This window comes from Candidatus Streptomyces philanthi (genome assembly GCF_059553635.1).
This window is the reverse complement of sequence record NZ_JCANQV010000009.1, coordinates 1-21,380: the sequence shown is the minus strand read 5'-3', so window position 1 is coordinate 21,380 and position 21,380 is coordinate 1. Positions and strand designations below refer to the sequence as shown.

The following is a 21,380-nucleotide window of genomic DNA, read 5'->3' as shown; positions in this document are numbered from 1 at the left end:
ACGGGGATCACGCCAGTGTCAAAGGAACCGCGTCAATTCCGGCCCGCCAACTTCCCCCGGACGGGGGGGCGGTCAACCGGCCGCCGGAAGGCGCGGCACGCTCGCCAGCAGCCGGCGGGTGTACGCGTGCGACGGCGCGCCCAGCACCCCGGCCGTCGCCCCGGACTCCACCACCCGCCCCCGCTCCAGCACCGCGGTCCGCTCGCAGAGCGCCGCGACCACCGACAGATCGTGGGAGACCATCACCACCGTCAGCCCCGCGGTCTCCTTCAGCTCCGCCAGCAGATCGACGACCTTCACCCGCGTCGTCACATCCAGCGCCGAGACGGGTTCGTCGGCGAGCAGCACCCGCGGGTCGCACACCGTGGCCCGCGCGATCGCGATGCGCTGCCGCTGACCGCCGGAGAACTCGTGCGGATAACGGGACGCGGCGTCCCCCGGCAGTCCCACCCGCTCCAGGGCCCGCCCCACGAGCCGGTCCGCCTCGTCCCCCGAGGCGACACCCAGCGACCGCAGCGGTTCCCCCACGATCCGCCGCACCCGCTGCCGCGGGTCGAGCGACGCGTACGGGTCCTGGAAGACACACTGCACACTCCGCCGGAACCGCCGCATCCGCTCCCGGTCCCCGAGCCGCAGCTCCTCCCCGTCGAAACGCACCCGGCCGGACGTGGGCCGCGCCAGCCCGAGCAGCATCCGCAGCAGAGTGGTCTTGCCCGTACCCGACTCGCCGACCAGCGCCAGGCTCTGCCCCGCCGTCACCTCCAGCGAGACGTCCGCGACCACGGGGGCCGCGCCGCGCCGGTAGGCGTACGACACCGCGTCCAGTTCCAGCACCGGCGACGCCATCACACACCTCCGACGGAGTCGAGCGCCGACTCCAGCTGCCGGGCGCTGTCCACCAGCGCCCTCGTGTACTCCTCGCGCGGCGCGGCCACCAGCTCGCGTACGTCCCCCGACTCCACCGCGCGCCCGTCCTTCAGCACCAGGGCCCGGTCCGCGACCCGCGCCACCACCGCCAGGTCATGGCTGACGAACACCACGGCCATGCCCCGCTCGCGGACGAGGGTGTCCAGCAGACCGAGCATCTCGGCCTGCACGGTGACGTCCAGCGCGGTCGTCGGCTCGTCCGCGATGAGCAGCGCCGGGTCGCAGGCGAGGGCCATGGCGAGTGCCACCCGCTGCCGCTGCCCGCCGGACAGCTCGTGCGGGAACGCGCGGGCCGTACGGGCCGGATCGGGCAGCCGCACCTGCTCCAGCGCCGAGGCGACCGCCTCCCGCAGCGCCGCGCCCTTCAGGCCCCGCCGTCTGCGCAGCGGCCCGGCGATCTGCCGGCCCACCCGCATCAGCGGGTCGAGCGCGGTCAGCGGCTCCTGGAAGACGACCGCCGCGCCGCGTCCCCGCACGCCGGCCAGCGTCCGCTCGCTCGCGCCGACGGTCTGCACCCCGTCGAGCTCGACGCTGCCGCTCGCGGTCATCCCGTCCGGCAGCAGACCGAGCACCGCCAGCGTCGTCAGGGACTTGCCCGAGCCGGACTCCCCGATGAGCCCGAGGCGTTCGCCGTGCGCCACGGAGAAGGAGAGGCCGGAGACGAGGGTCCGCCCGTCGTCCGTGCGGATCGTCAGGTCCCGTACGTCGAGAAGCACGCTCATGCCGCCGCCCTCCCGCGCCGGGCGGTCGGGTCCAGGACGTCCCGGAGCCCGTCCGCGACCAGGTTCACGCCGATGACCAGCAGCACGATCAGCACCCCCGGTGCCAGCGCGCCCGCGGGAGCGGTGGTGAATGTCGCCTGCGCCTCCTGGAGCATGCGGCCCCACGAGGCGTGGGGCGGCGGCGCGCCGAGGCCGAGGTAGGACAGGCCCGCCTCGGCGAGGACCGCGAGACCGAACTGGAGCGCGAGGTTGACGGCCAGCGTCGGCCAGATGTTGGGCAGGACGTGCCCGGCGACGATCCGCGGCCAGGACGTCCCCGACGTACGGGACGCCGTGATGAAGTCCTGCGCGAGGACCCGCTTGACCAGGACGCGGGTGAGGCGGGCGACCACCGCGCTCTGCGCCAGGCCGATCGCCAGCACCGCCGAGCCGAGCGTCGCCGAGCGCGCCGCGACGATCAGCATGGCGAGCAGCAGCGTCGGGAACGCGATGAGGATGTCGAGCAGTGCCGAGAGGGTGTCGTCGAACCAGCCCTGCGCGAACGCCGCGAGGACCCCCAGCGTCACCCCGAGGACCGCCGCGATCAGCACGGAGCCGACTCCCGACTCCAGCGCGATCCGCGATCCGGTCATCAGCTGAGTGAACAGGTCGCGCCCGAGCTTGTCGGTGCCGAGCAGATGCCCGTCACCGGGGCCCGCGAGCCGCCCGCCCGAGGTGTCCGACGGGTCGAACGGCAGCCAGACCAGCGAGAGCAGCGCGAGCAGGACGACGAGTCCGGCCAGGACGGCCCCCGTCCACAGCGTCAGGGAACGGCGCCTCACCGGACCCCACCTCCCGACAGCCGCCCCCGCAGCCGCGGGTCGACGATCCGCTGCACCAGGTCGGCGGCGAAGCCGATGAGCAGCACCGCGAGCGTCGACACGAACAGCACCCCCTGGATGACCGGGTAGTCGTGCTGCGCGATGCCCGTCGCGAGCAGGGAACCCAGACCGGGCAGCGCGAAGACGGACTCGACGACCACCGCGCCGAGCAGGGTGGAGGCCAGCTCCATACCGAGGACCGAGATCACCGGGACGGACGCGTTGCGCAGCCCGTGCCGCCACATCGCCCCGCCGAACGAGGACCCCAGCGCCCGCGCCGTCCGCAGGTACTCGCTGCCGAGCACGTCGAGCGTCGCGGAACGCACGTAACGGGTCAGGGACGCCGCCATCACCAGCGCCACCGTCACCACCGGTAGCACCAGCGACCGGACGGCCTCCCCGGGCGTGTCCCACCCCTCCGGGGGGAAGCCGCCCGCCGGCAGCCAGCCCGCGTTCAGCGCGAGGACGGCTATGAGGATCATGCCGAGCCAGAACACCGGCACGGCGATGCCGAGCTGGGCGACACCGTTCAGCAGCGCCCCGTACCAGGTGTGCTGCCGGTACGCGGCCAGGAACCCGGCCGGCACCGCGAGCAGCACCGCGAGCACGAACGCCGCGAGCGTCAGCGGCACCGTCACATCGAGGCGCTGCGCCACCTCGGGACCGACGGGCAGCGAGCTGACGAAGGACGTACCGAGGTCACCGCCGGCCAACTGCCCGGTCCAGTGGGTGAACTGGGCGGGCAGCGGCCGGTCGGAGCCGATGGCGTGCCGGGCCGCGGCGATCTGCTCCGGCGTGGCGCCCACCGAGGTGAGCGCGTTCGCCGGGTCGCCGGGCAGCATCCGCAGCAGTACGAAGAGGACGACGCTTGCGAGCGCGAGGGAGACCAGCAGGAACACCAGTCTCCGCGCGAGGTACCTGATCATGACGAGGGCGGGGTCCCGGTCAGCTCTTCTTGATGCCGTAGGCGAAGAACTGCGAGTTCAGCCCGTTGACCGGGTAGCCCGACAGCCTGCTGTTCGCCACGACGATCTGCGGGTACAGGTACAGCCAGTCGCTCGCCGCGTCCTCGGCGATCCTGCGGCCCACCTTCTTCAGCAGCGCGGTCTGCTCGTCGGTCGTCGCGGACCGCTCGGCCCGCTCGACCCAGTCCTGCACCTGCTTGTCGTCGTAGCCCCAGTAGAAGTCGGGGTTGCCGTACCAGACGAGGTCACGGTCGTTGACGTGCTCCTGGAGCGTGGCCGTGAAGTCGTGGTTCTTGTAGACCTTCGTGTACCACTCGTCGGGCGTGATCGTGCGGATCGTGACGGTGATACCGACCTTGGCGAGCTGCGACTTGATGAAGGTGGCGGCGGTGGGGTGCGGGTCGTAGTTCGGGGTGTCGAGCGTGAACGAGAAGCCGTCGGCGTACCCCGCCTCGGCCAGGAGCTTCTTCGCCTTGGCGGTGTCGTACGCGTTGACCTTGGTCAGGTCCTCGTACCAGGGGTCGGTGGGCGGCACCATCGAACCGATCAGCTTGCCGTAGCCGCCCCAGACGGAGTCGAGGAGCTTCTTGTCGTCGATGGCCGCGGAGACCGCCCGGCGGACCCTGGCGTCGTCGAACGGCTTGGCCCTGTCGTTGAAGGCCAGGACCAGCTTGGTCGTCGAGTTGCCGTCGTTGACCTTGTAGTTCCGGTTCGAGGTGAACTGGTCGAGGGCGTCGGGCGACTGCTCGCTGGTGACCACGTCCACGGCGTTGGTCAGCAGCGCGTTGTTCAGCGCCGTCGCGTCCTTGTAGTAGTGGAAGACGACCCGCTTGTTCTTCGCGGCGTCGCCCCAGTAGCCCGCGAAGCGGTCGAGACCGAGGGCCGAGCCGCGTGTCCACTTGTCCAGTGTGTACGGGCCGGTGCCGTCCTCCGTCGTCCGGAGGTCCTTCGCCTCGGAGTTGATGATCCAGACGTAGGAGAGCTGGTAGACGAAGGAGATCGACTTCTTCGACAGGGTGACCTTCACGGTCCGCGCGTCGGGGGTGGCGATGTCCTTGACGACCTCCAGGTTCGCCTTGCGGGCGGACTGCGAGTCCTTCGCGAGGATCTTCTCCAGGCTGAACTTGACGTCCCGGCTGCTGAGCTTCTTGCCGCTGTGGAACGTCACCCCGTCGCGCAGGGTGAAGGTGTAGGTGAGGCCGTCGCCGCTGACCCGGTAGTCCTGGGCGAGCAGCTTCTCGACCTTGCCCTTGTCGGTGAGCCGGAACAGGCCCTCGTAGACATTGCCGTTGAGGGCCTCGGTGGCGCCCTGGCCGCCGCCCCCGGTGTTGTCGAGGTTCTGCGGCTCGTAGAGGGAGCCGATGTTGACGGTGGCGTTCTTGTCGTACGCGCCGCCCGCCGCGCCGCCGCTCTTGGCGCCGCCGCACGCGGCGAGGGTCACGGCGAGGGCGGCGGTGAGCGCGGCGGCGGCCAGGGGCTTCTTGCGGAGGTTCATGGGGTGCCTTCGTACAGGGGCTGCGGAGCGGGACGGTCAGGGGGAGCCGGTGGCGCCGTCGCGGAAGACCGGGAGCTTCTCGCCGGCCTCGACCGGCAGGCGGAAGCGGTTCTGCCGCGGCGGCATCGGACAGTTGTACTGATCGGAGAAGCCGCAGGGAGGCACGAAGGCGCGGTTGAAGTCGAGGAGGACGCGGCCCTCGCCGGTGTGCCGGACGAAGAGGAAGCGGCCCGCGCCGTACGTGGTGACGCCGTTGGTCGGGTCGCCGAAGACGAGCAGCAGGGTGCCGTCGTCGTCGAAGGCGCTGAGGGTGTGCTCGGTGCCGCCGACGGTGAGGGTGATGTCCCCGGGGACGACGAGGTCACGGGTGCCGCCGTTGTCCCGGATGTGCTCGAACGCGACGCGGCGGGCCCCCTCGACGGGGGTGTAGGCGGCCTCCAGGACCCAGGCGGGGTCGTACGGGAAGGCGTCGATGCGCGCGAAGCGGGCGAGGGCGGGGGAGTGCGCGTCCCAGAAGCGCAGCCCGTGCTCGGGCCGGCCGTCGGCCGCGTTGACGCGTTCGACGGCGGTGACGGTGCGGGACGCGGGCTGCCCGGCGCGGGCGGCGTCGAGGTCGGGGCGCTCACCGGAGGGAAGCCAGCGGGTCTCGACCAGCGCGAGGTTGCCGGTGGGAGCGGTGACGAGGCGGTGGCGCTCGGCGCGCCACGCCTCCCACTCCTGGACGCTGTCTCGGGCTATGTCGGGCATGGCGGCACTCATTCGCGTAGGGACGTCAGCATCCACGCCGGCGGCCACGCTGGGTGAAGCTTGCATCAAAGGATCTTCTTTATCTCCCATAAGGGAAGCTAATGTCAAATGCCGCCAAGTGGTGAGACGCGGGGCGACACGGGCGTGCCTGAGGCGGCGGCCGGGAGCGGAGTGTGTTTACGAGGGGCCGGGGCGGGCGTGCCGCCCCAGTGCTTGTCCGGCAGAGATGTCAGTGGGAGCTGAGATCGTGCCTCCGTGAGTGAACTGGTTGAGCATGTCGACGAGCATGACCGCGTACTGGGTGTCGTCGACCGGGATGAGGCGGTGCGTGAGAACTGGCCGCATCGCATTGCGACGACGATCTGCCGTGATCACGATGGGCGGATCTTGGTGCTGCGGCGGGCCGAGACGTTGTCCCGGTTCCCGGGCTACTACGACGTGATGGTCGGCGGCGCCGTGAACGTGGGTGAGTCGTATGAGCAGGCGGCAGTCCGCGAGCTGAAGGAAGAGCTGGGCGTTCGTGTGCCGGTGCGTTCCCTGTTCAAGTTCCTTTGCCGGAAAGGGATCAGCCCCGTCTGGTTCGGGGTGCATGAGGCCGTCGTGTCGGAGGCTCTGGTGCCGGACCCGGTTGAGATCGACTGGCACGACGGGATGACAGTGGACGAACTGCGTGACGTCGCTGATGAATGGGTCTTCGTTCCGGGAGGGCGGGAGGCCCTGCGCCGATATCTGGAGTCCGGGTTCGGAAGCGGTGCGGGCAAGGCGGCGGCCGGATGATCGGCGATGCGGGTCGCCGCGGTCCAGGGCAAGCATCGGCTGCAGGAGCCGGGACGGTGGTTCGCGGCATTGGAAGGCGCCTGACCTAGGATTCCCCGGCCCGGTGGGAGTCGACGGACCCGTGCCCGAGGTAGCACGTCTCCGGAGTTCTGGTGCTGTGACCGGGCTGGTTCCCCGTGATCGGAAGGCGGCTCGCGGGGCGAGCGCACGTGAAACGGCTGGTATTACTGGGGCATGCAGGAAGAGACCGCACGCTCCGCGATCGACACGTTCATCTCCGCGTTCAACGCCTCGGACGACAGCTATGTGACTGCCCTGCTCTCCCAAGCCCTGACCTCGGACGTGGTCTTCTGGGGGCCGTTGGGGCGCAGCGAAGGAATCGCGGCGGTCGAGCGGTTCGTGCTGGACATCCGGCGCCACCCGGCGGGGACCGGCACGATGGTGCGCTGCTCGGCGGTGGACATGCCTCACGACTGGGCCCGGTACCAGTGGGTCTTCACCACGCCGGACGGAGGCCCCCAGCTGGCGGGAACGGACGTCGTCCATCTGCGGCGGAGCCTCATCGACCAGGTCATCGTCTTTGCGGGGGAGATCGGACCGTCCGCCTCCTGAGTCGGCCTGCTGCCGCTGTCCTTCTCCCGAACGTGCCCCTTCGGCGCTCTGGGCTGCGGTGTTGAGGGGGGCGTCCGCCCCAGCGGATGCCTTCCCGATGGAGGCGAAGCGGGGTGCCTCCAGGAGATCCGCGTACCGGGCAGCCGGCCGCCGGTCCGGGCCGTCGGCCACGGCCGGTCGTCCCGGTCGCCGTGCACCGGTCGGCCGTCCCGGTCGCGGTCCGCAGGCCACCGGCCGGGGGCTCGACGGTTGATCAGGCGTCGTGGCCGAGGTAGGCGGTGACCAGTTTCGGGATGCCGTCGGCCAATGTGTCCCACGGCATGGCGAGTGCCTCCGCCATGTCGGGCGAGGTGGCGACGCGCCACTCCAGGAGGGACTGCACGGCGCGCAGAGTGAGAAGGATGTGGCCGCGTGTGATGTGCGGGGGCCGGTCGGGAAGCGCCATGAAGGCGTCGCACCGCTCCTGCGCCAGCTGGTCGAGTCGCTGCTGAGCGGCTTCCCGCAGGGCTGGGATGGCGGCCGCGTACACGACGAACTCGCGGACGAGGCAGGTGTGGTCCCGGAACAGGGCGGCCAGTTGTTCCGCGTACAGGGAGACGGCCCGGACGAAGTCCGGTTGCTGCGCCGCGGCGGGCAGGAACTGCTCCCGCTGGATCCGGGCGACCTCGTCGAGCCAGCGTTGCTGGGTCGAGACGAGCAGGTCCTCCTTGTTGGCGAAGCGCTGGTAGACGGTGCCCACGGCCACGCCGGCGCGGGCGGCCACCGCGGTGAGGGTGAATCCGGCGATGCCTTCCTCCGCGATCAGCTGCTGAGCGGCTTCCAGGATGCGTTCCATCGCCGCTTGGCTGCGTTTTTGCCGGGGAGGGCCGGGGCGTGTGGTCATGGGGCCATCCTCACACAAGCGGAAGTGAATATGGATTCATGTTCATGTTACGGTGGTGGAACCAGACGGTGGCCGTGACAGGGCCACCGCTCGAACCAGGAGGTCGCGGTGCTCACCTACGCCGCTGTCGCCGGAGCCGGTCTTGTCGTCGGCGTGATGTACGCGCTGCTGCGCGTGCGCTCCCCGGCTCCTCCGCTGATCGCTCTGACCGGACTGGCGGGAATGCTGATCGGCTACGGAATCCCGGGAGCCCTGACATGACCGGCGTCCGCGCGACAGCCGGGCGCTACGCCTTGTCCCTGGGCGCGGGCATCGCCGCCGGACTGCTGTATTGGCTCATGGGCGTGCGCTCACCGGCCCCGCCGTGGCCGGCACTGCTCGGCCTGCTCGCCATCGTGGCGGGCGAGAGCGGGGCGCGCGGTCTGCTGGCACGGATCCGCTCTGCGCGCACCCGGCCAAGGCCCCACCCCGGTCCCGACCACGCGGGCCGCGGGACGCCGACTGCGTCGGCCGCCGCACCCGACCCCGCGATGACACACGGAAAGTGAGAACAGGAATGCCTTTCACCGGCCTTGACGCTCTGCTCGACCCGGCCCCGCTGCCGCTGGAGACCGGCTTCGAGCGTGATGCGGACGGAGTCCTCCATATCGCCTGCCGGACCGACCTGCACGGCGTCAGCGGCGAGATGTTCGAGTGGTGGTTCCGCTCCCGTCCCCTCACCCAGCAGTACATCTGGTGGCACCCGATCGACCACGTCGCCAGCGACTGGGCCGAAGGAGTCGAGGGAGAGCTGCCCGGCTCGGTTCACCTCGCCGAGGAACGCTTCGGGCATCTGCCCGCACAGCAGGTCGCCGTTCAGTTCCGTGACCCGGAGGAGTTCTTCACCCCCGCCGCCTACCGGCAGGCACGCAGCGAGGGACGGATCACCGGCGCGGTCTGCGGCCGCATCGGCATGGGCTTCGATGCCGAACGCGACGAGGACGGCCGGGTCCTGGGCAACCGGCTCATGCACCTGTGCCGTGACACGCCCTGGGGCAGCGCTCTGCGCAGCAACTTCTACTTCGGTGTGGATCTCGTCGGCAAGCTGACGCCGCAGCAGATGACCGAGACCTTCACGGATGAGTTCGGCCGCGAAGTGCTGCGGCACTGCTACAACGAGTTCACCTTCTTGTCGCGGTTCCTGCCCTCGCTCCACGCGGGCGAGCACCGCGACACCATTCCGGTCCCCGAACCCTGGTGACCCGCACCGGAGACAGTCCGACACGTGTTGTCGCCGGGGGCGCCGTTGTCACCGGTCCGGTCCAGCACGTCGCCGGCCGGCCCGGCGGCCACGGGTCGCGGTTCGCCGGGCGCTGTACGACGATGTTGCCCGTCGCGACGTACGAGGTCGCCGGCCGGTGTCACGTCCCCATGGGGTGCCGGCCGCGGCCCGCAGGGGCTGCCCAGCATCGGCAAGGCGGTGTCGGCCGCCAGCCGTTCACCCGCACGCATGCGGCGAAAGGAAAGCCATGAGTGAGGCTGCCGAGAATGTGTTCTGTTTCGGCGGAACCGATGTCAACTGGGTCATCCTCCGCGAGGGCACGGATCTGACACTGATCGACGGCGGATGGCCGGGCGACGTCGCGGCGGTGGAGGACTCCATACGGTCGATCGGCAGGAAGCCCGAAGACGTCCGCGCGATCCTGCTGACCCACGCACACATCGACCACATGGGAGCGGCCGAGGACTTCCACCGCCGATTCGGGGCCCCCGTCTACGCCGACCCGATCGAAGTCCACCACGCGCGCCGCGAATTCCTCGAACAGGCCGGCGCCGCCGACGTGGACAAGGGGCCGGTGCCGCAGACGCGGGAGTGGTGGGAGAAAGTGCAGAAGGTCGGCGCCACCAAGGAACTGAAGATCGACGACGTCAGGCCCGTCGGCGCCGGACCGCTCGACATCCCGGGACGGCCGGTCGCGGTGCCCACCCACGGTCACACCTCCGGTCACGCCGCCTTCCACCTGCCGGACTCCCACACGGTGATCACCGGAGACGCTCTGCTCACCGGGCACCCGACCTCGCTGTTCGACGGACCACAGCTGTGCCCCTGGTTCTTCGCCCATTCGCTGCCGGACGCGCTGGCGGCACTGGATGCCCTGGAAGTCCTCGACGCCGACATCGTTCTTCCCGGCCACGGCGACCCCCTGCGCATGCCCATCGCGGAAGCCGTCGGCATCGCCCGCCGGCACGCACACGACAGCGGCTACGTTCCATCACGGAAGGCATGAACCACCATGGCACGCATCGACCTCCCCGACCCCGCCACGATGCCGGACGCGGACCGCGCCGCCTACGACCGGTTCCCGGCGAACCTGACCCGCGGGCTGCTGTGCACGACGGCCGGGATCGCCGACGGCTACCTGTCCCTGGGCACGGCCTTCCCGCGATCCCCCCTGGACCCGAAGCTCCGCGAGATGGTCATCCTCCGGGTGGGCGCACTCAGCCACAGCGCCTACGAGCGGATGCAGCACATCGGCATCGCCCGGTCCGTCGGCGTCACCGACGCCGAGGTCGCCGCGCTGGAATCCGGCCGCTTCGACGAGCTGACCGAGGAACAGGCGGCCGTCCTGCGGTTTGTCGACGAGTTGTACGCCAGCCCGAAGGCCACCGCCACCTTCGATGAGGCCGTCAACGCACTGGGCGAGCAGGGAGCGGCCACGGTCACCCTCCTCGTGGGCCACTACATGATGACCGCCCGGTTCCTTGAGACCCTCGGCATCGAACTCGACGCCGAACCCACCAGTTGGGAGTCGGCCCGCACGTAGGCATCCGATCGGGGCCGCGGCCTCGTAGGAGACGACCTCCCCCTTCACTCCGTCGGCCGTGCCGGCATGCGCCCGGACCGGCTTTCTCAGTACAAAGGAGACAAACCCAGGGAAGGCCAGCCTTTGTGACTGGCCGGTCCCTCCGTATCGCCGGTGGTCAGGTGCACGGCGGCGTCGTGACCGCAGGAGGTGAAGGGTGCTCGCGTACGCCCAGGCACTGGGTGCCGGAATCGGCCTCGGGATCATGTACGCGCTGATCAGGGTGCCCTCCCCGGCGCCCCCCACGGTCGCCCTGACCGGACTGGCCGGCATGTTGATCGGCTTCGGCATTCTCGAAGCGGTCGCATGAGCCGCGCCGTCATCCGTTACGCGCGCTCCCTCGGTGCCGGCATCCTCGCCGGATTCCTGTGCCGGCTCATGGGCGTGCCCACCCCGGCCCCGCCGTGGATCGCGCTGGTCGGACTGTTCGGCATCGTCATCGGCGAATCCGGAGGACGTCTGCTTCTCACCCGGCTGCGCCGCCGCCCCGCCGCTTCGTCCGGTGCCCCCGCTCCGGACGGCGGCGGGTCCGCACGCCACGTCAACGACTGAAAGAAGGGCGTTGCCATGCTGCCCGTGACCTACTACCCGGTCGCCACCCAGGATCTGTTCCGGCACAACAGTGAACGGATCAAGGGCAAGCCGTACGCCAAGTATTTCAACGGCGACCTGTGGCTCCACGACGACGTGATGCCCGCCATCCAGCGTGCCATGCCCTCCGACGCGGCCCTCACCAGCTCGCCCGAGGACCTCAACACCCTGCTGGACACCGGCTACCACAAGGTCGAGACCGGCTTCTGCGTCACCGACGACGGCCACCCGTACGTCACCAGCCTCACCCGCTTCCCCGGCTGCACACCGGAGATGTTCACCTGGTGGTTCTGGTGGCATTCCGTCGAGCCCGAGCGCTACTCGCTGTGGTACCCCTACAACCACCAGCAGGCCATCCCCCGTGACCAGGACGTCCTCACCCGGCCCGGTGTCGCTGACGTCGATCGCTACATCGGCAACACCCACGACATCATCGAGTACATCGGCCCCATGCGCTCGGAGCTGACCATCCAGTTCCGCCACCCCGCCGAACTGGGCTTCGACGCCGACCGCTTCGCCCGGTCCGGGATCAGCGCCCACGCGTGCGGCAGGCTCAGCATCAACAACGGCGTCATGCTCCACCTCGTCCGTACCACGGCCGACGGTTTCGAACTGCGCAGCCGCTACATCTTCGACCGCGGCAAGACCTACAGCACCGACGAGGAACGTGCCGAGGCGCTCGGTTTCGCCTACGAGATGCTCTTGCACGACCAGACCGAATTCACCCACCTGTCCACCTTCCTGGCGTCCATCCACCAGGAATTCGGCCACCAGGGATGAGCCGCCCGGGGGTCCGCCGGACGAAGAAGCGGCGCCTTCCCCACCCGTCGGCCGCGACGCCGGGGCGCGGTCGCGCGGGGCATCCTCCGGGGAATGGCCGAAACGCACCTCTTGCCGAGGTGTTCGAACAGGCGGACGATCATGTCCGTAATCCGAAAACCGACCCGATCGACCAGGAAAAAGGCCGGTGGCATATGACGTCCCCGCCGAAACCTTGATCAACATTTCCCAAACAAAGGGAATTCTCAAGACCGCGCATTTGGACATTCAGCTCCGCTTGCTTGACCCGTCACTTTCGCCGTCGATAAGTTCACTCTCGATCGAACAGAGGTCAGGAAAGAGCGGGCCTTTCGGCCGAGGGGTGGTTGTCGTGTCCACGGATGCCGCAGACATACATTTCGACCAGGCGCTCACCGCTTACGAAACGGTGGCCGCCGACTACGATTCACTCGCCGTGGACCCCCTCTTCGCCCGGTGGGTCTCCTTCTACCAGGAACTCATCGAGAAATACGGACCGGGCGGCCGGAAACTGCTCGACGTCGGATGCGGCACCGGAAACAGCTCGGTCGCCTTCCGGGACCTCGGATACGACGTGACCGGCTCCGACCTCTCCCCCTCGATGATCGAACTCGCCCGCTCCAAGCCGGCCGCCGCCGGAATCACCTTCGAGGTCGGCGACCTCCGGGACATGCCCGACCTCGGCCCGTTCGACATCGCCACCTGCATGGGTGAGCCGCTGAGCTATCTCACCGACGACACACAGCTTTCGCAGGCTTTCCGCGGCGTGGCCCGGCAATTGGCCGACGGCGGGATATTCGTTTTCGACATGAATACGCTGGGCAGTTATCAGCGTGCCTACGCGGTGACCCGCGTCGTCGACCTGGACGACCATTTCGACGTCTGGCAGGGCGGGCCCGCACCGGTGGAGCCCGACGCCATCATCGACGTCACCCACACCTATTTCCGGCGCGGCGGGGAGAACTGGCGCCGTGTCACCTCCCGGCACGTCTACCGCCACCACTCCGACGCCACGGTGCGGCGGCTGCTGGCCGAAGCGGGACTGCGTCTGGTCGCGGCGCACGGCCTCACGGCCGGCGAACTGACCGACTCCGGCGACGAGATCCGCGGCCGGAAGATCCTCTATGTCGTGAGCCGCTAGCGCCGCGCGGCTCCGCCCCTGGTCCGGCCGGCCACTCCGGTCGTCCTCGGACGCCCGGGCACGGGAACCCCCGGGCCGGCCGTTTTCGGAAACCCACGGAAAACAAGGAGGTGGATCATGCGCAAGATGATCGTGAACGTGAAGCCGGTTGTCACCGAGGAGAAGTACGTCGTGGTTCACGCCGCGTGACGTCGACTGCGGCCGGACCCCCGCCCGGGGCCCGGCCGCAGTCCAGGCATGAGGAGCAGCATGTCCATCCGCAGGGCCCGCAGCATCGTGTGCTACTGGCACGAGAACGCGTTCGTCGTGGAGAACTTCCGGACCCGCACCACCGTTTCCCTGGACCCCATGGCGGCCGAGCTGCTGAACGAACTGGGCGAATGGACCGACGCGGATAAGGTCTCCTCCCACTTCCCGGACTTCGACCCGGAATCCGTACGGCAGTCCCTCGCGGCACTGGAGGAATCCGGGCTCGTCGTACGCCGAGGGGAACCCGGAGCGGAAAAGGACGAGGCGATCGGGACCGCCTGGCCCGAATGGAACATCTGCGCCCGCTACGCCCACGCGATGACCAAGAACGCCCCGTACACCGAGGACACCCCGGAACTGCGCCGGGAACTCGCGGAGCGAGGAGAAAAACCGGCGCTCTTCAAGACGTATCCCGGAGCCGACACCGTTCTGCTGCCCCGCGCCCCCCGGCGGACCGGGAAATCCTTCGAGGACGTGCTCTACGGCCGCCGTACCCACCGCGCCTTTTCCGACGAGGAGGTGCCGCTGGACGACCTCGCGGCCCTGCTCTCCTCCGTCTTCGGCCCCGCCGCGTTCATCGACGCGGACGCCTACGGCGGACTCATGCAGCGCACCAGCGCCTCGGCCGGTTCACGGCAGGAGATCGAGGCGTATGTCCTCGTGCACCGCGTCGCCCATCTGGCACCCGGCATTTACCACTACAACGTGCTCACCCACGGCCTGGAATTCCTCGGCGACCGCCCGCCCTGGCACGAGGTGGCACAGCTCAGCGTCAACCAGCGGGGCATCGAGGACGCCGCCTTCGTCGTCGTCCTCACCTCGCTGGTCGAGCGGATGCGCTCCAAGTACAAGACGGCGCGCACCTACCGGATCATGCTGATGGACGCCGGACACCTCGCCCAGACGTTCGCCATGGTGGCCACCTCGCTGGGGCTGGGCCCCTTCCAGACCGCGGCGTTCGCCGACACCGACGTCGAGGACCTCCTGGGCGTCGACGGGGTCGAGGAGACGGCGCTGTACCTCCTCGGCGCCGGGATGCCGGCCGACCCCGGGAGGCACGGGACCGACGGCCTGAAGCGGCCCGCGGGCCTGGAGGCGTTCCGCGCGACCCGGATCGGCCCCTGAGACGGCGCGGCACCGGTGCCGCGTCCGGCCGGCCCGTGCTCCACGGGCCGGCCGGACGCGGCGGACGGGCTCAGCGCACCGTCCAGATCCACCCCAAAGGAGTCAGGCCCAGCGCCCGGGCCACGGACCGGGACGCGTGATTGGCCGTGGTGGTGCTGTAGAACAGCACCTCCTTGTTGCGGCGCTCCCGCCGCGCCCACGCCGCGACCACGGGGGCGGCGATACGCCGGCCCCGGAAATCGGCACGCGTCCAGATGCCCGCCTCGGCCGCGACGTCGCTCTGCGCCGGGGTGTGGCCGATCGACACGGGCTCGTCACCGTCCAGCGCCATCGACCACTCGCCGATCACGCCCTTGGTCAGCTCGTCCCACTCACCGGGCTCCCAGTTGTCCGGACGCTTCAGACGCCGTGCGGCCTGCTTGCCCTCCTCGTCCGACACGATCACGGGCAGCGGCGACGGGGCCGGTTCGGGCAGCGGGTCGGGGAAGACGAAGCTCGGCCCGCCCTCGACGGACGCGGCCGAGCCCCCGAGGGCCTCCGCCAGCCGGACCAGCGCCCGCGGCGGCCTCTCTCCCGCGTACGCCTCGTCACGGTCGTCGTCGGGAAGGGGGTCGGTGACCCCGGCGCCCAGGGCGAGCAGCCTCGCCCCCGGCGACCAGGACCACACCGCGCGCACCTTCTCGTCCCTCACCGTCCCCGGGGCATCGCCCCTCCCAGGGGTAAGTCCATGGATCGTGTCCACCTCTAGCCGCAACAGCCGGCCTTCGTCCAAGTGCATGCGGCCAGGCTAACGCCGCCCATCGCCCTGGCCCGCGCAACCGCGCGCCCGGCGATCGATGCGCGCCACCGGGCCACCACCCGTTCGTGGCAGGCCCGTTGCCCACTCGGAGCGCCGTCAGCTCCGCCCGTGCCAGGAGTCCCACAGCGCCGCGTACGCCCCACCGGCCGCCACCAGCGCGTCATGCGTCCCCGTCTCGGTGATCCGCCCGTTCTCCATGACGGCCACCCGGTCGGCGTCGTGCGCGGTGTGCAGACGGTGCGCGATGGCGATGACCGTGCGCCCCCGGAGCACGGCGGCCAGCGCCCGCTCCGTGTGCCGCGCGGTCGCCGGGTCCAGCAGCGCGGTCGCCTCGTCGAGGATCAGGGTGTGCGGATCGGCCAGCACCACGCGGGCCAGCGCCAGTTGCTGCGCCGTCGCCGCGTCCAGCGTGCGGCCGCCCGCGCCGACCTCGGTGTCGAGCCCGTCCGGCAGCTCGGCGTCACGGTCGATGCCGACGGCCGCGAGCGCCGCGTACAACTCCTCGTCGCCGGCCCCCGGCGCCGCGATCACCAGATTGTCGCGGACCGTGCCGATGAAGACATGACGCTCCTGGGTGACGAGAACGACCTCCTTGCGCAGCCGCTCGGTGTCCAGCCGGGCGACCGGAGCCCCGCCGACCGTGACCCGTCCGGCGCGCGGGCCGTCGATACCCGCCAGCAGCCTGCCGAGCGTCGTCTTGCCGGAGCCCGAGGGACCCACGAGGGCCAGCCGTTCACCGGGACGCACCGTGAGATCCACCTCGTGCAGGACGTCGGGCCCGTTGTCGTACGCGTAGCAGACCCCCGCGACATCGATGCCGTGCCCCCGGGGAGCGGGCGCCGCGCCCTCCCCGCCGGGCCGTGGCTCCTCCGCGGCCCGGGCGACGCCCTCGACGCGGGCGAACGACGCCCCGCTGCTCTGCATCTGGTCGATCCGCAGCAGGATCGCCTCCAACGGGTCGGACAGCTGCCGCAGATACTGCGCGCAGGCCACCACCGTGCCCAGGCTCACCGCGTCCCGGCCGTGCAGCAGACCACCCGCGAGCAGCACTACCACCACCGGGACGATGTAGGAGACGTCCATCACGGGGAAGAGCACACTGCGCAGGAACAACGTGCGCACGCGGGCGCGGCGGCTGGTGGCGATCGCCTCGTCGCACGCGGCGGCCCGGTCGTCCTGGAGACCGAGGGCCTCGACGGTGCGCGCGCCCGTCGCGGTGGTGGTCAGCACCTCGGAGAGGGCGGAGTTGGCCCGGCCCTCGGCGAGGTAGGCGCTGTGGGCCCGGCGCAGGTACCACCGGGCCGCGCACCAGATCCCGGTCAGACCGAGCACCCCGCACACCCCCAGGACGGGGGAGAGGACGAAGACCATGACGAGAGTGAACACCGCCCGCACCACATTGATCAGCACATCGGGCCCGGCGTCGCGCAGCATGCCGGCCACCGCCGCGATGTCTCCGGTGCCGCGCGCGCTCAGATCACCTGCCCCCGCGCGTTCGACGACGCGGGCGGGCAGGGCCAGCACCCGCCGCACATAGGTCTCCCGGACCCGGGCCATGGTCCGCTCGCCGAACCGGTAGCCGACGAGCCGCGCCCAGCGGGCCAGCAGGAACTGCGCCAGGGCGAAGACGAGGAGGGCGGCGGCGAGACGGTCGACGGCGGTGACCGGGGCCCCGGCCCGGACCCCGTCGATGATCTTCCCGAGGAGCCAGGGGCCGACGAGTCCGGCGGCGGCGGCCGCCGCGTTCAGGGTGATCACCGCGGTGAAGGCCCGGGCGTCACGGCGGATCAGCCGCGCGGCGGCCCGCCGGACGCGGGCCGGCCCCGCCACCGGAAGCAGCGGCCCGTCGGCGGGCCGGGGGACCGAGGTCATCGGACGGCCCCCCGTACCGGCGCGGCGTGCCGCACGGGCGGCCCGGCCTCGTCGTCCTCCGCGCCCCGGGAGACCAGGGCACGGTACGCGGCCGAGGACGCGAGCAGGTCCCGGTGGGTGCCGGTGGCGACGACCTTCCCGCCGACGAGATGGTGAACGGTGTCGGCCTGGGCCAGCATCAGCGGCGACGTGCTGGTCACCAGCGTCGTCCGCCCCTTGCGGGCGTCCCGCAGCCGGACCGCGACGGCCGCCTCGGTATGGGCGTCGACCGCCGAGGTCGGCTCGACGGCCAGCAGCACCTCGGGGTCGGCGGCCAGCGCCCGCGCCAGCCGGACGCGCTGCCGCTGGCCCCCGGAGAGGTTCCGCCCGTGGGCCTCGACCGCCGAGTCGAGTCCGTGCGGCAGCCCCTGGACGATGTCCTGCGCCATCGCCGCACACAGGGCACGGTCGACGGCGGCGTCGTCCGCGCCGCCGCGCCCGCGCACCACCTCGCGCAGGGTGCCCGCGAACAGATCGGCCTCGTTGTCGGCGACCAGGATTCGCTCCCGTACCCGCTCCAGCGGCACCCGGGCCAGTGGTACACCGCCCCAGGTCACCGACGACGCGGCGAAACGCCCCAGCCGGTCCACGACGGCCGCCGACTCGGGCGGGCGGGTCCCGGCCAGCACGGTCAGCTCACCGGGCGCCACCACCACCCCCGAGTCCGGGTCGTGGAGGACGGACGGCTGCTCCGGGGCGGCCAGGGCGTCCGGGTCCCCGTCCGCGGTGACCCCCAGCGGGGCCGGCCGCAGCGACAGGAAGCGGATCACCCGGCGCCCCGCGACCAGGCCACGGGTGATGTCATGACCGCTCTTGATCAGGAAGGAGACCGGGACCACGAGAACGGCGACATAGCCGTAGACCGCGACCAACTCACCCACACTGATGACACCTTGGGCCACCATACGGGCGGCGAGCCAGGTGACGACGGCGAGAAAGACGGTGGGCAGACCGACGCCGAGCGCCTCGATCCAGCTGCTGACGGCGCCGACACGGTACCCCTCCTCCCGCAGCTCCTGCGAGCGCCGCCGGTAGCGCGCGAGGTACAGGTCCTTGCCGCCGAGGCCGCCGAGCACGTTCAGCCCGCCGACCAGGTCGACGAGGCGGGCAGCGAGCAGGCTCTGCCGCTCCCGGTACACGGAGTCCGCCTTCTGCAGACGCCCCAGCAGCGGCCCCAGCGCGACGGCCAGCACCACCGTTCCCACCAGCACCACGGCGGCGAGGGAGACGGAGACGTCCAGGAGCAGGACGGCCGCCACGGCGTAGGCGGAGATCGCGCCGACGCCGGGCCCCAGGATGGTCAGCGCGTTGCCGATCGCGACGACATCGGCCATACCGATCGTCACGACCTCCCCGGCGGTCACCTGCCGGGACAGCGCCGCGCCGAGCCGGGCCGCCTGCGCCTCCACCAGGCGCGCCGTACGGAACGCGGCGTCCATACGGATATGGGTCATCCTGCGGTGCAGCCCGATCGACCACCACGCGTTGAGGCAGCCCACGCACAGCAGCAGCGCCGACCACCCGGCCAGCACCGGCCAGTCCTTCGGCGCGACGCCCTCGTCGATCGCCCGGGAGAGCACATAGGGCGGGATCATCTGGCCGGTCATCCACAGAACGCCCAGCAGCGAGCCCGCCGCGGCCCGCAGGGGCCGCGTCCTGACGAGCCACCACAGGTACCTGCCGGTGCCGCGCAGATCCGGACCGGCCGGACGCGCGGGAGAATCCGTCATGCTCGCACCTCGGGATCGGCGGGGCCGCACGGGAACTCCCGGCCCCGGAAGAAGGATTCGGCTGGTGCCCGGCGGGGAGCGGCTACGCGCCCTCCTCCTCGCGCTGCTCCAGCTCCGCCGCCACCCGCTCCCACAGCGCCGCGCAGGTACGGGCCATGCTGGCGACGACCGCCGAACGGTGGGCCGGCACCCCGGCCGCGTAACGGACCTCCTCCTCGCGGAGTATCCGCGCGTCGAGCCAGCGCAGCAGAAGCCGGCCGCTCTCGCTGTACCGGAGCGTCGGATCGGTCCGCAGGGACGCCATCAACGAGGCGCAGTCCACGACCTCGATGCCCATCTGGCGTTCCGCCAGGGACAGCAGTTCCTTGCGGGAGGCCCGGCCGCCCGGCAGCGGGCTCTCGCCCCTGCTGCGGCGCTCCCGTACGTCCCGCGCGGTGCCGAGCGAGATCCCGGCGGACCTGGCTATCTCGCGCAGGGACGCCTCCGGCTTCTCGTCCAGGATGGCACTGGCCCGCATCCGGCCCTCGGTACTGTTCAGCGGCCGCACCCGGCCGTCCCGGCCCACCCGCGCGACGGCTGACGTATCGTCACCAAGGTGTTTCTGCCGGAGTTTCGCCACCGTCTTCGACGAGAGGCCGACCTTCGCGCCGATGGCACTGTCGGACCACTCGGGGTACGCTGTCACGACCTTGGCGGCCGCTTCCTTGCGGTCCGCGAGCGTCAGGGGCAGACCGTGCCGGACATTGGCCTCGACCGCCAGAAGGAACGCGGCGCGTTCGGAGCCGTCGAAGTACTCGACCGCGATTTCTCCCCGGTTGTTCAGACGGGCGGCATGCAGCCGGTGCATGCCGTCGATCACCTTCCTGGTGGGCCGGTGCACCAGGATCGGCGGAAGCTCGTCACCGATTTCCGCAAGAAGTTCCACGTGGGCCCGCGTCACGCCGTCGGCACGAAGGGAGGTCCTCGGCACCAGGGAATTCACGGGGACCAGCACCACGTTCTTCCCGTCGGCCGCCGAAGAGTCCGTACCGCCTGTCAGGAGCGGCGAGAACGAGGGCCCCGGACATAAGCCGTTCTCCACCGGTGTGTGGGGAGCCAATTCATCTTCCTTTCGGCGAACCGACTGCCACGAATTCACTGGTCCCGTTCCCGGGACAGCGCCGTCGAGGAAAAGTCACCCTAGCTTTCCGGAACGCGAATACCGAAAGATCGATACCCGCCATCCACGGAACGACACGCGGAGTTCCCACCCGCCGTCATCCGGTGATGATTTTTCGCCATCTCAGCCGGACGGTGCGGTGTGCCGGAATCCCGGCGCCCGCCGGCAAAAAGATGGCAAGGACGCGCCGGTGCGTGAAGGAGCGGCCACCTCGTGGCCGGACGGAACCTTCCCGCGGAAGGCGCTCACCGCAGCGCGGGTAAGGGGGGAAGGACGCCGCGGCGCGAATCCCTCAGCCGCGAACATCGGAGAGAACGCCGTTGGGTCTGGACGGCCTTGAGCTGATGAGCATCTTCGTGATCCCTCACCCTTGGACGGTCCCCGTGAAGATGTCAATGAAGGCTAGGGATACCTGAGCGGGCCAGTCAAGGCATCATCCGCTGGCATGTGCGGGGTGTCCCGCGTCGTGTGAAGAGGCGGGCGGGCCATTGACGGAATGGAGGTAATGGCTTGAGCCGGAGACTTTCCGGAGGCGGACGGCCGCTTTATCGGCGGAACTCGCGGCCCGGATTCGTCCGGCCGTACGACGGGACGCGCGTTCCGGCCGCCGGGCCGCACCGGAAGTCCCGCGACGGGCACCGGGCGGACCTGCGGATTCGGCTTTCGGCGGCCGGTTCGGCGAACGCCCGCGCGAGCGGGTTCGGCCACGACCGTCCGCCGGTGGTGAGGCACGGGTGGTGGGGGAGAAGGAACGGTTTCCCCGGGCGACGGCGGAACGGGCGGACGGTGGCGCGATCCCCGCGAACGCGGTACGCGGGCAGGCCGTGCGCGGGGGCACCGGCGGTCACCACGCCTTCGGGCGGTCCCCCAGACGGCGGGCGCTCACCACATCGCTGCCGTCGTCCACCACCACTTCCACCGGCCGCGCCCCACCCGGTGACGGCACCCGGTCGGCGAGACCGTAGGCCCCCACATTGGGGATCGCCCACACATCGCCGACCCGGGGGCCGGCGGCGGCGCCCGCACCGCCGGACACATCGAGGGGG

General features: G+C 70.8%; 23 protein-coding genes and 1 pseudogene. 12 read left to right on the top strand and 12 right to left on the bottom strand.

Annotated features, from left to right (window positions below; translation table 11 throughout):
- Window positions 1-72: 72 nt before the first annotated feature.
- From AC51EU_RS02680 to AC51EU_RS02655, 6 genes are read right to left on the bottom strand one after another with little or no spacing between them, the layout of a single operon-like run.
- Window positions 73-846, bottom strand: a complete 774-nt coding sequence (locus AC51EU_RS02680) for an ABC transporter ATP-binding protein (RefSeq protein WP_496264972.1) — start codon at window positions 844-846, stop codon at window positions 73-75.
- Entirely contained in the window at window positions 846-1,649 is an 804-nt protein-coding gene (locus tag AC51EU_RS02675; RefSeq protein WP_496264971.1) for an ATP-binding cassette domain-containing protein, read from the bottom strand. The genes AC51EU_RS02680 and AC51EU_RS02675 overlap by 1 nt, the downstream gene beginning before the upstream one ends.
- Entirely contained in the window at window positions 1,646-2,470 is an 825-nt protein-coding gene (locus AC51EU_RS02670) for an ABC transporter permease (RefSeq protein WP_496264969.1), read from the bottom strand. Before AC51EU_RS02670 ends, AC51EU_RS02675 begins: the two co-directional genes overlap by 4 nt.
- Window positions 2,467-3,435, bottom strand: coding sequence for an ABC transporter permease (locus AC51EU_RS02665; RefSeq protein WP_496264967.1), 969 nt, complete (start codon window positions 3,433-3,435; stop codon window positions 2,467-2,469). The genes AC51EU_RS02670 and AC51EU_RS02665 overlap by 4 nt, the downstream gene beginning before the upstream one ends.
- A gap of 19 nt (window positions 3,436-3,454) precedes the next feature.
- Window positions 3,455-4,969: an ABC transporter substrate-binding protein gene (locus AC51EU_RS02660; protein ID WP_496264966.1), complete on the bottom strand. Its 1,515-nt coding sequence runs from the start codon at window positions 4,967-4,969 to the stop codon at window positions 3,455-3,457.
- Window positions 4,970-5,005: 36 nt separating this feature from the next.
- The gene (locus AC51EU_RS02655; RefSeq protein ID WP_496264965.1) at window positions 5,006-5,728 is read right to left on the bottom strand and encodes a DUF1684 domain-containing protein; all 723 of its coding nucleotides are present in this window, start codon (window positions 5,726-5,728) and stop codon (window positions 5,006-5,008) included.
- A 243-nt stretch (window positions 5,729-5,971) separates the two neighbouring features.
- On the opposite strand from AC51EU_RS02655, the gene AC51EU_RS02650 reads away from it, so the two are divergent.
- The gene (locus tag AC51EU_RS02650) at window positions 5,972-6,493 is read left to right on the top strand and encodes an NUDIX hydrolase (protein ID WP_496264964.1); all 522 of its coding nucleotides are present in this window, start codon (window positions 5,972-5,974) and stop codon (window positions 6,491-6,493) included.
- 234 nt (window positions 6,494-6,727) lie between these two features.
- Window positions 6,728-7,105 carry a nuclear transport factor 2 family protein gene (locus tag AC51EU_RS02645; RefSeq protein ID WP_496264963.1) on the top strand — a complete coding sequence of 126 codons (378 nt, stop codon included), beginning with the start codon at window positions 6,728-6,730 and terminating at the stop codon, window positions 7,103-7,105.
- 253 nt (window positions 7,106-7,358) lie between these two features.
- Here the strand turns inward: AC51EU_RS02645 and AC51EU_RS02640 are convergent, their stop codons facing one another.
- Entirely contained in the window at window positions 7,359-7,988 is a 630-nt protein-coding gene (locus tag AC51EU_RS02640; RefSeq protein ID WP_496264962.1) for a TetR/AcrR family transcriptional regulator, read from the bottom strand.
- 108 nt (window positions 7,989-8,096) lie between these two features.
- On the opposite strand from AC51EU_RS02640, the gene AC51EU_RS02635 reads away from it, so the two are divergent.
- From AC51EU_RS02635 to AC51EU_RS02590, 10 genes are all read left to right on the top strand, one after another.
- Complete coding sequence (locus tag AC51EU_RS02635; RefSeq protein ID WP_496264961.1) at window positions 8,097-8,249, top strand: DUF1427 family protein; 153 nt, start codon at window positions 8,097-8,099, stop codon at window positions 8,247-8,249.
- On the top strand, window positions 8,246-8,536 hold the full coding sequence (locus AC51EU_RS02630; protein ID WP_496264960.1) for a DUF1427 family protein: 291 nt from the start codon (window positions 8,246-8,248) through the stop codon (window positions 8,534-8,536). Before AC51EU_RS02635 ends, AC51EU_RS02630 begins: the two co-directional genes overlap by 4 nt.
- 8 nt (window positions 8,537-8,544) lie before the next feature.
- A complete protein-coding gene (locus tag AC51EU_RS02625; RefSeq protein WP_496264959.1) occupies window positions 8,545-9,228 on the top strand; it encodes a DAPG hydrolase family protein in 684 nt (227 codons plus the stop codon).
- A gap of 268 nt (window positions 9,229-9,496) precedes the next feature.
- Window positions 9,497-10,255, top strand: a complete 759-nt coding sequence (locus AC51EU_RS02620) for an MBL fold metallo-hydrolase (RefSeq protein WP_496264958.1) — start codon at window positions 9,497-9,499, stop codon at window positions 10,253-10,255.
- Window positions 10,256-10,261: 6 nt separating this feature from the next.
- Window positions 10,262-10,792 (top strand): carboxymuconolactone decarboxylase family protein, encoded by a 531-nt coding sequence (locus AC51EU_RS02615; RefSeq protein ID WP_496264957.1) that lies wholly within the window; start codon window positions 10,262-10,264, stop codon window positions 10,790-10,792.
- A 196-nt stretch (window positions 10,793-10,988) separates the two neighbouring features.
- Complete coding sequence (locus tag AC51EU_RS02610; RefSeq protein WP_496264956.1) at window positions 10,989-11,141, top strand: DUF1427 family protein; 153 nt, start codon at window positions 10,989-10,991, stop codon at window positions 11,139-11,141.
- Window positions 11,138-11,383: a DUF1427 family protein gene (locus AC51EU_RS02605; protein ID WP_496264955.1), complete on the top strand. Its 246-nt coding sequence runs from the start codon at window positions 11,138-11,140 to the stop codon at window positions 11,381-11,383. The genes AC51EU_RS02610 and AC51EU_RS02605 overlap by 4 nt, the downstream gene beginning before the upstream one ends.
- Before the next feature lie 15 nt (window positions 11,384-11,398).
- Window positions 11,399-12,202, top strand: a complete 804-nt coding sequence (locus AC51EU_RS02600) for a DAPG hydrolase family protein (RefSeq protein ID WP_496264954.1) — start codon at window positions 11,399-11,401, stop codon at window positions 12,200-12,202.
- A gap of 370 nt (window positions 12,203-12,572) precedes the next feature.
- Window positions 12,573-13,361 carry a class I SAM-dependent DNA methyltransferase gene (locus AC51EU_RS02595; RefSeq protein ID WP_496264953.1) on the top strand — a complete coding sequence of 263 codons (789 nt, stop codon included), beginning with the start codon at window positions 12,573-12,575 and terminating at the stop codon, window positions 13,359-13,361.
- Window positions 13,362-13,610: 249 nt separating this feature from the next.
- On the top strand, window positions 13,611-14,735 hold the full coding sequence (locus tag AC51EU_RS02590; protein WP_496264952.1) for a SagB/ThcOx family dehydrogenase: 1,125 nt from the start codon (window positions 13,611-13,613) through the stop codon (window positions 14,733-14,735).
- A 70-nt stretch (window positions 14,736-14,805) separates the two neighbouring features.
- On the opposite strand, the gene AC51EU_RS02585 is transcribed toward AC51EU_RS02590, so the two are convergent.
- From AC51EU_RS02585 to AC51EU_RS02565, 5 genes and pseudogenes are all read right to left on the bottom strand, one after another.
- Window positions 14,806-15,513, bottom strand: coding sequence for a GNAT family N-acetyltransferase (locus AC51EU_RS02585; protein WP_496264951.1), 708 nt, complete (start codon window positions 15,511-15,513; stop codon window positions 14,806-14,808).
- A 117-nt stretch (window positions 15,514-15,630) separates the two neighbouring features.
- Window positions 15,631-17,406, bottom strand: coding sequence for an ABC transporter ATP-binding protein (locus AC51EU_RS02580; protein ID WP_496264950.1), 1,776 nt, complete (start codon window positions 17,404-17,406; stop codon window positions 15,631-15,633).
- Window positions 17,403-19,175: an ABC transporter ATP-binding protein gene (locus tag AC51EU_RS02575; protein WP_496264949.1), complete on the bottom strand. Its 1,773-nt coding sequence runs from the start codon at window positions 19,173-19,175 to the stop codon at window positions 17,403-17,405. Before AC51EU_RS02575 ends, AC51EU_RS02580 begins: the two co-directional genes overlap by 4 nt.
- A gap of 82 nt (window positions 19,176-19,257) precedes the next feature.
- Window positions 19,258-20,100 (bottom strand): hypothetical protein, encoded by an 843-nt coding sequence (locus AC51EU_RS02570; RefSeq protein ID WP_496264948.1) that lies wholly within the window; start codon window positions 20,098-20,100, stop codon window positions 19,258-19,260.
- Window positions 20,101-21,178: 1,078 nt separating this feature from the next.
- Window positions 21,179-21,380 (bottom strand): annotated as a pseudogene (locus AC51EU_RS02565) (type III PLP-dependent enzyme); the annotation flags it as partial.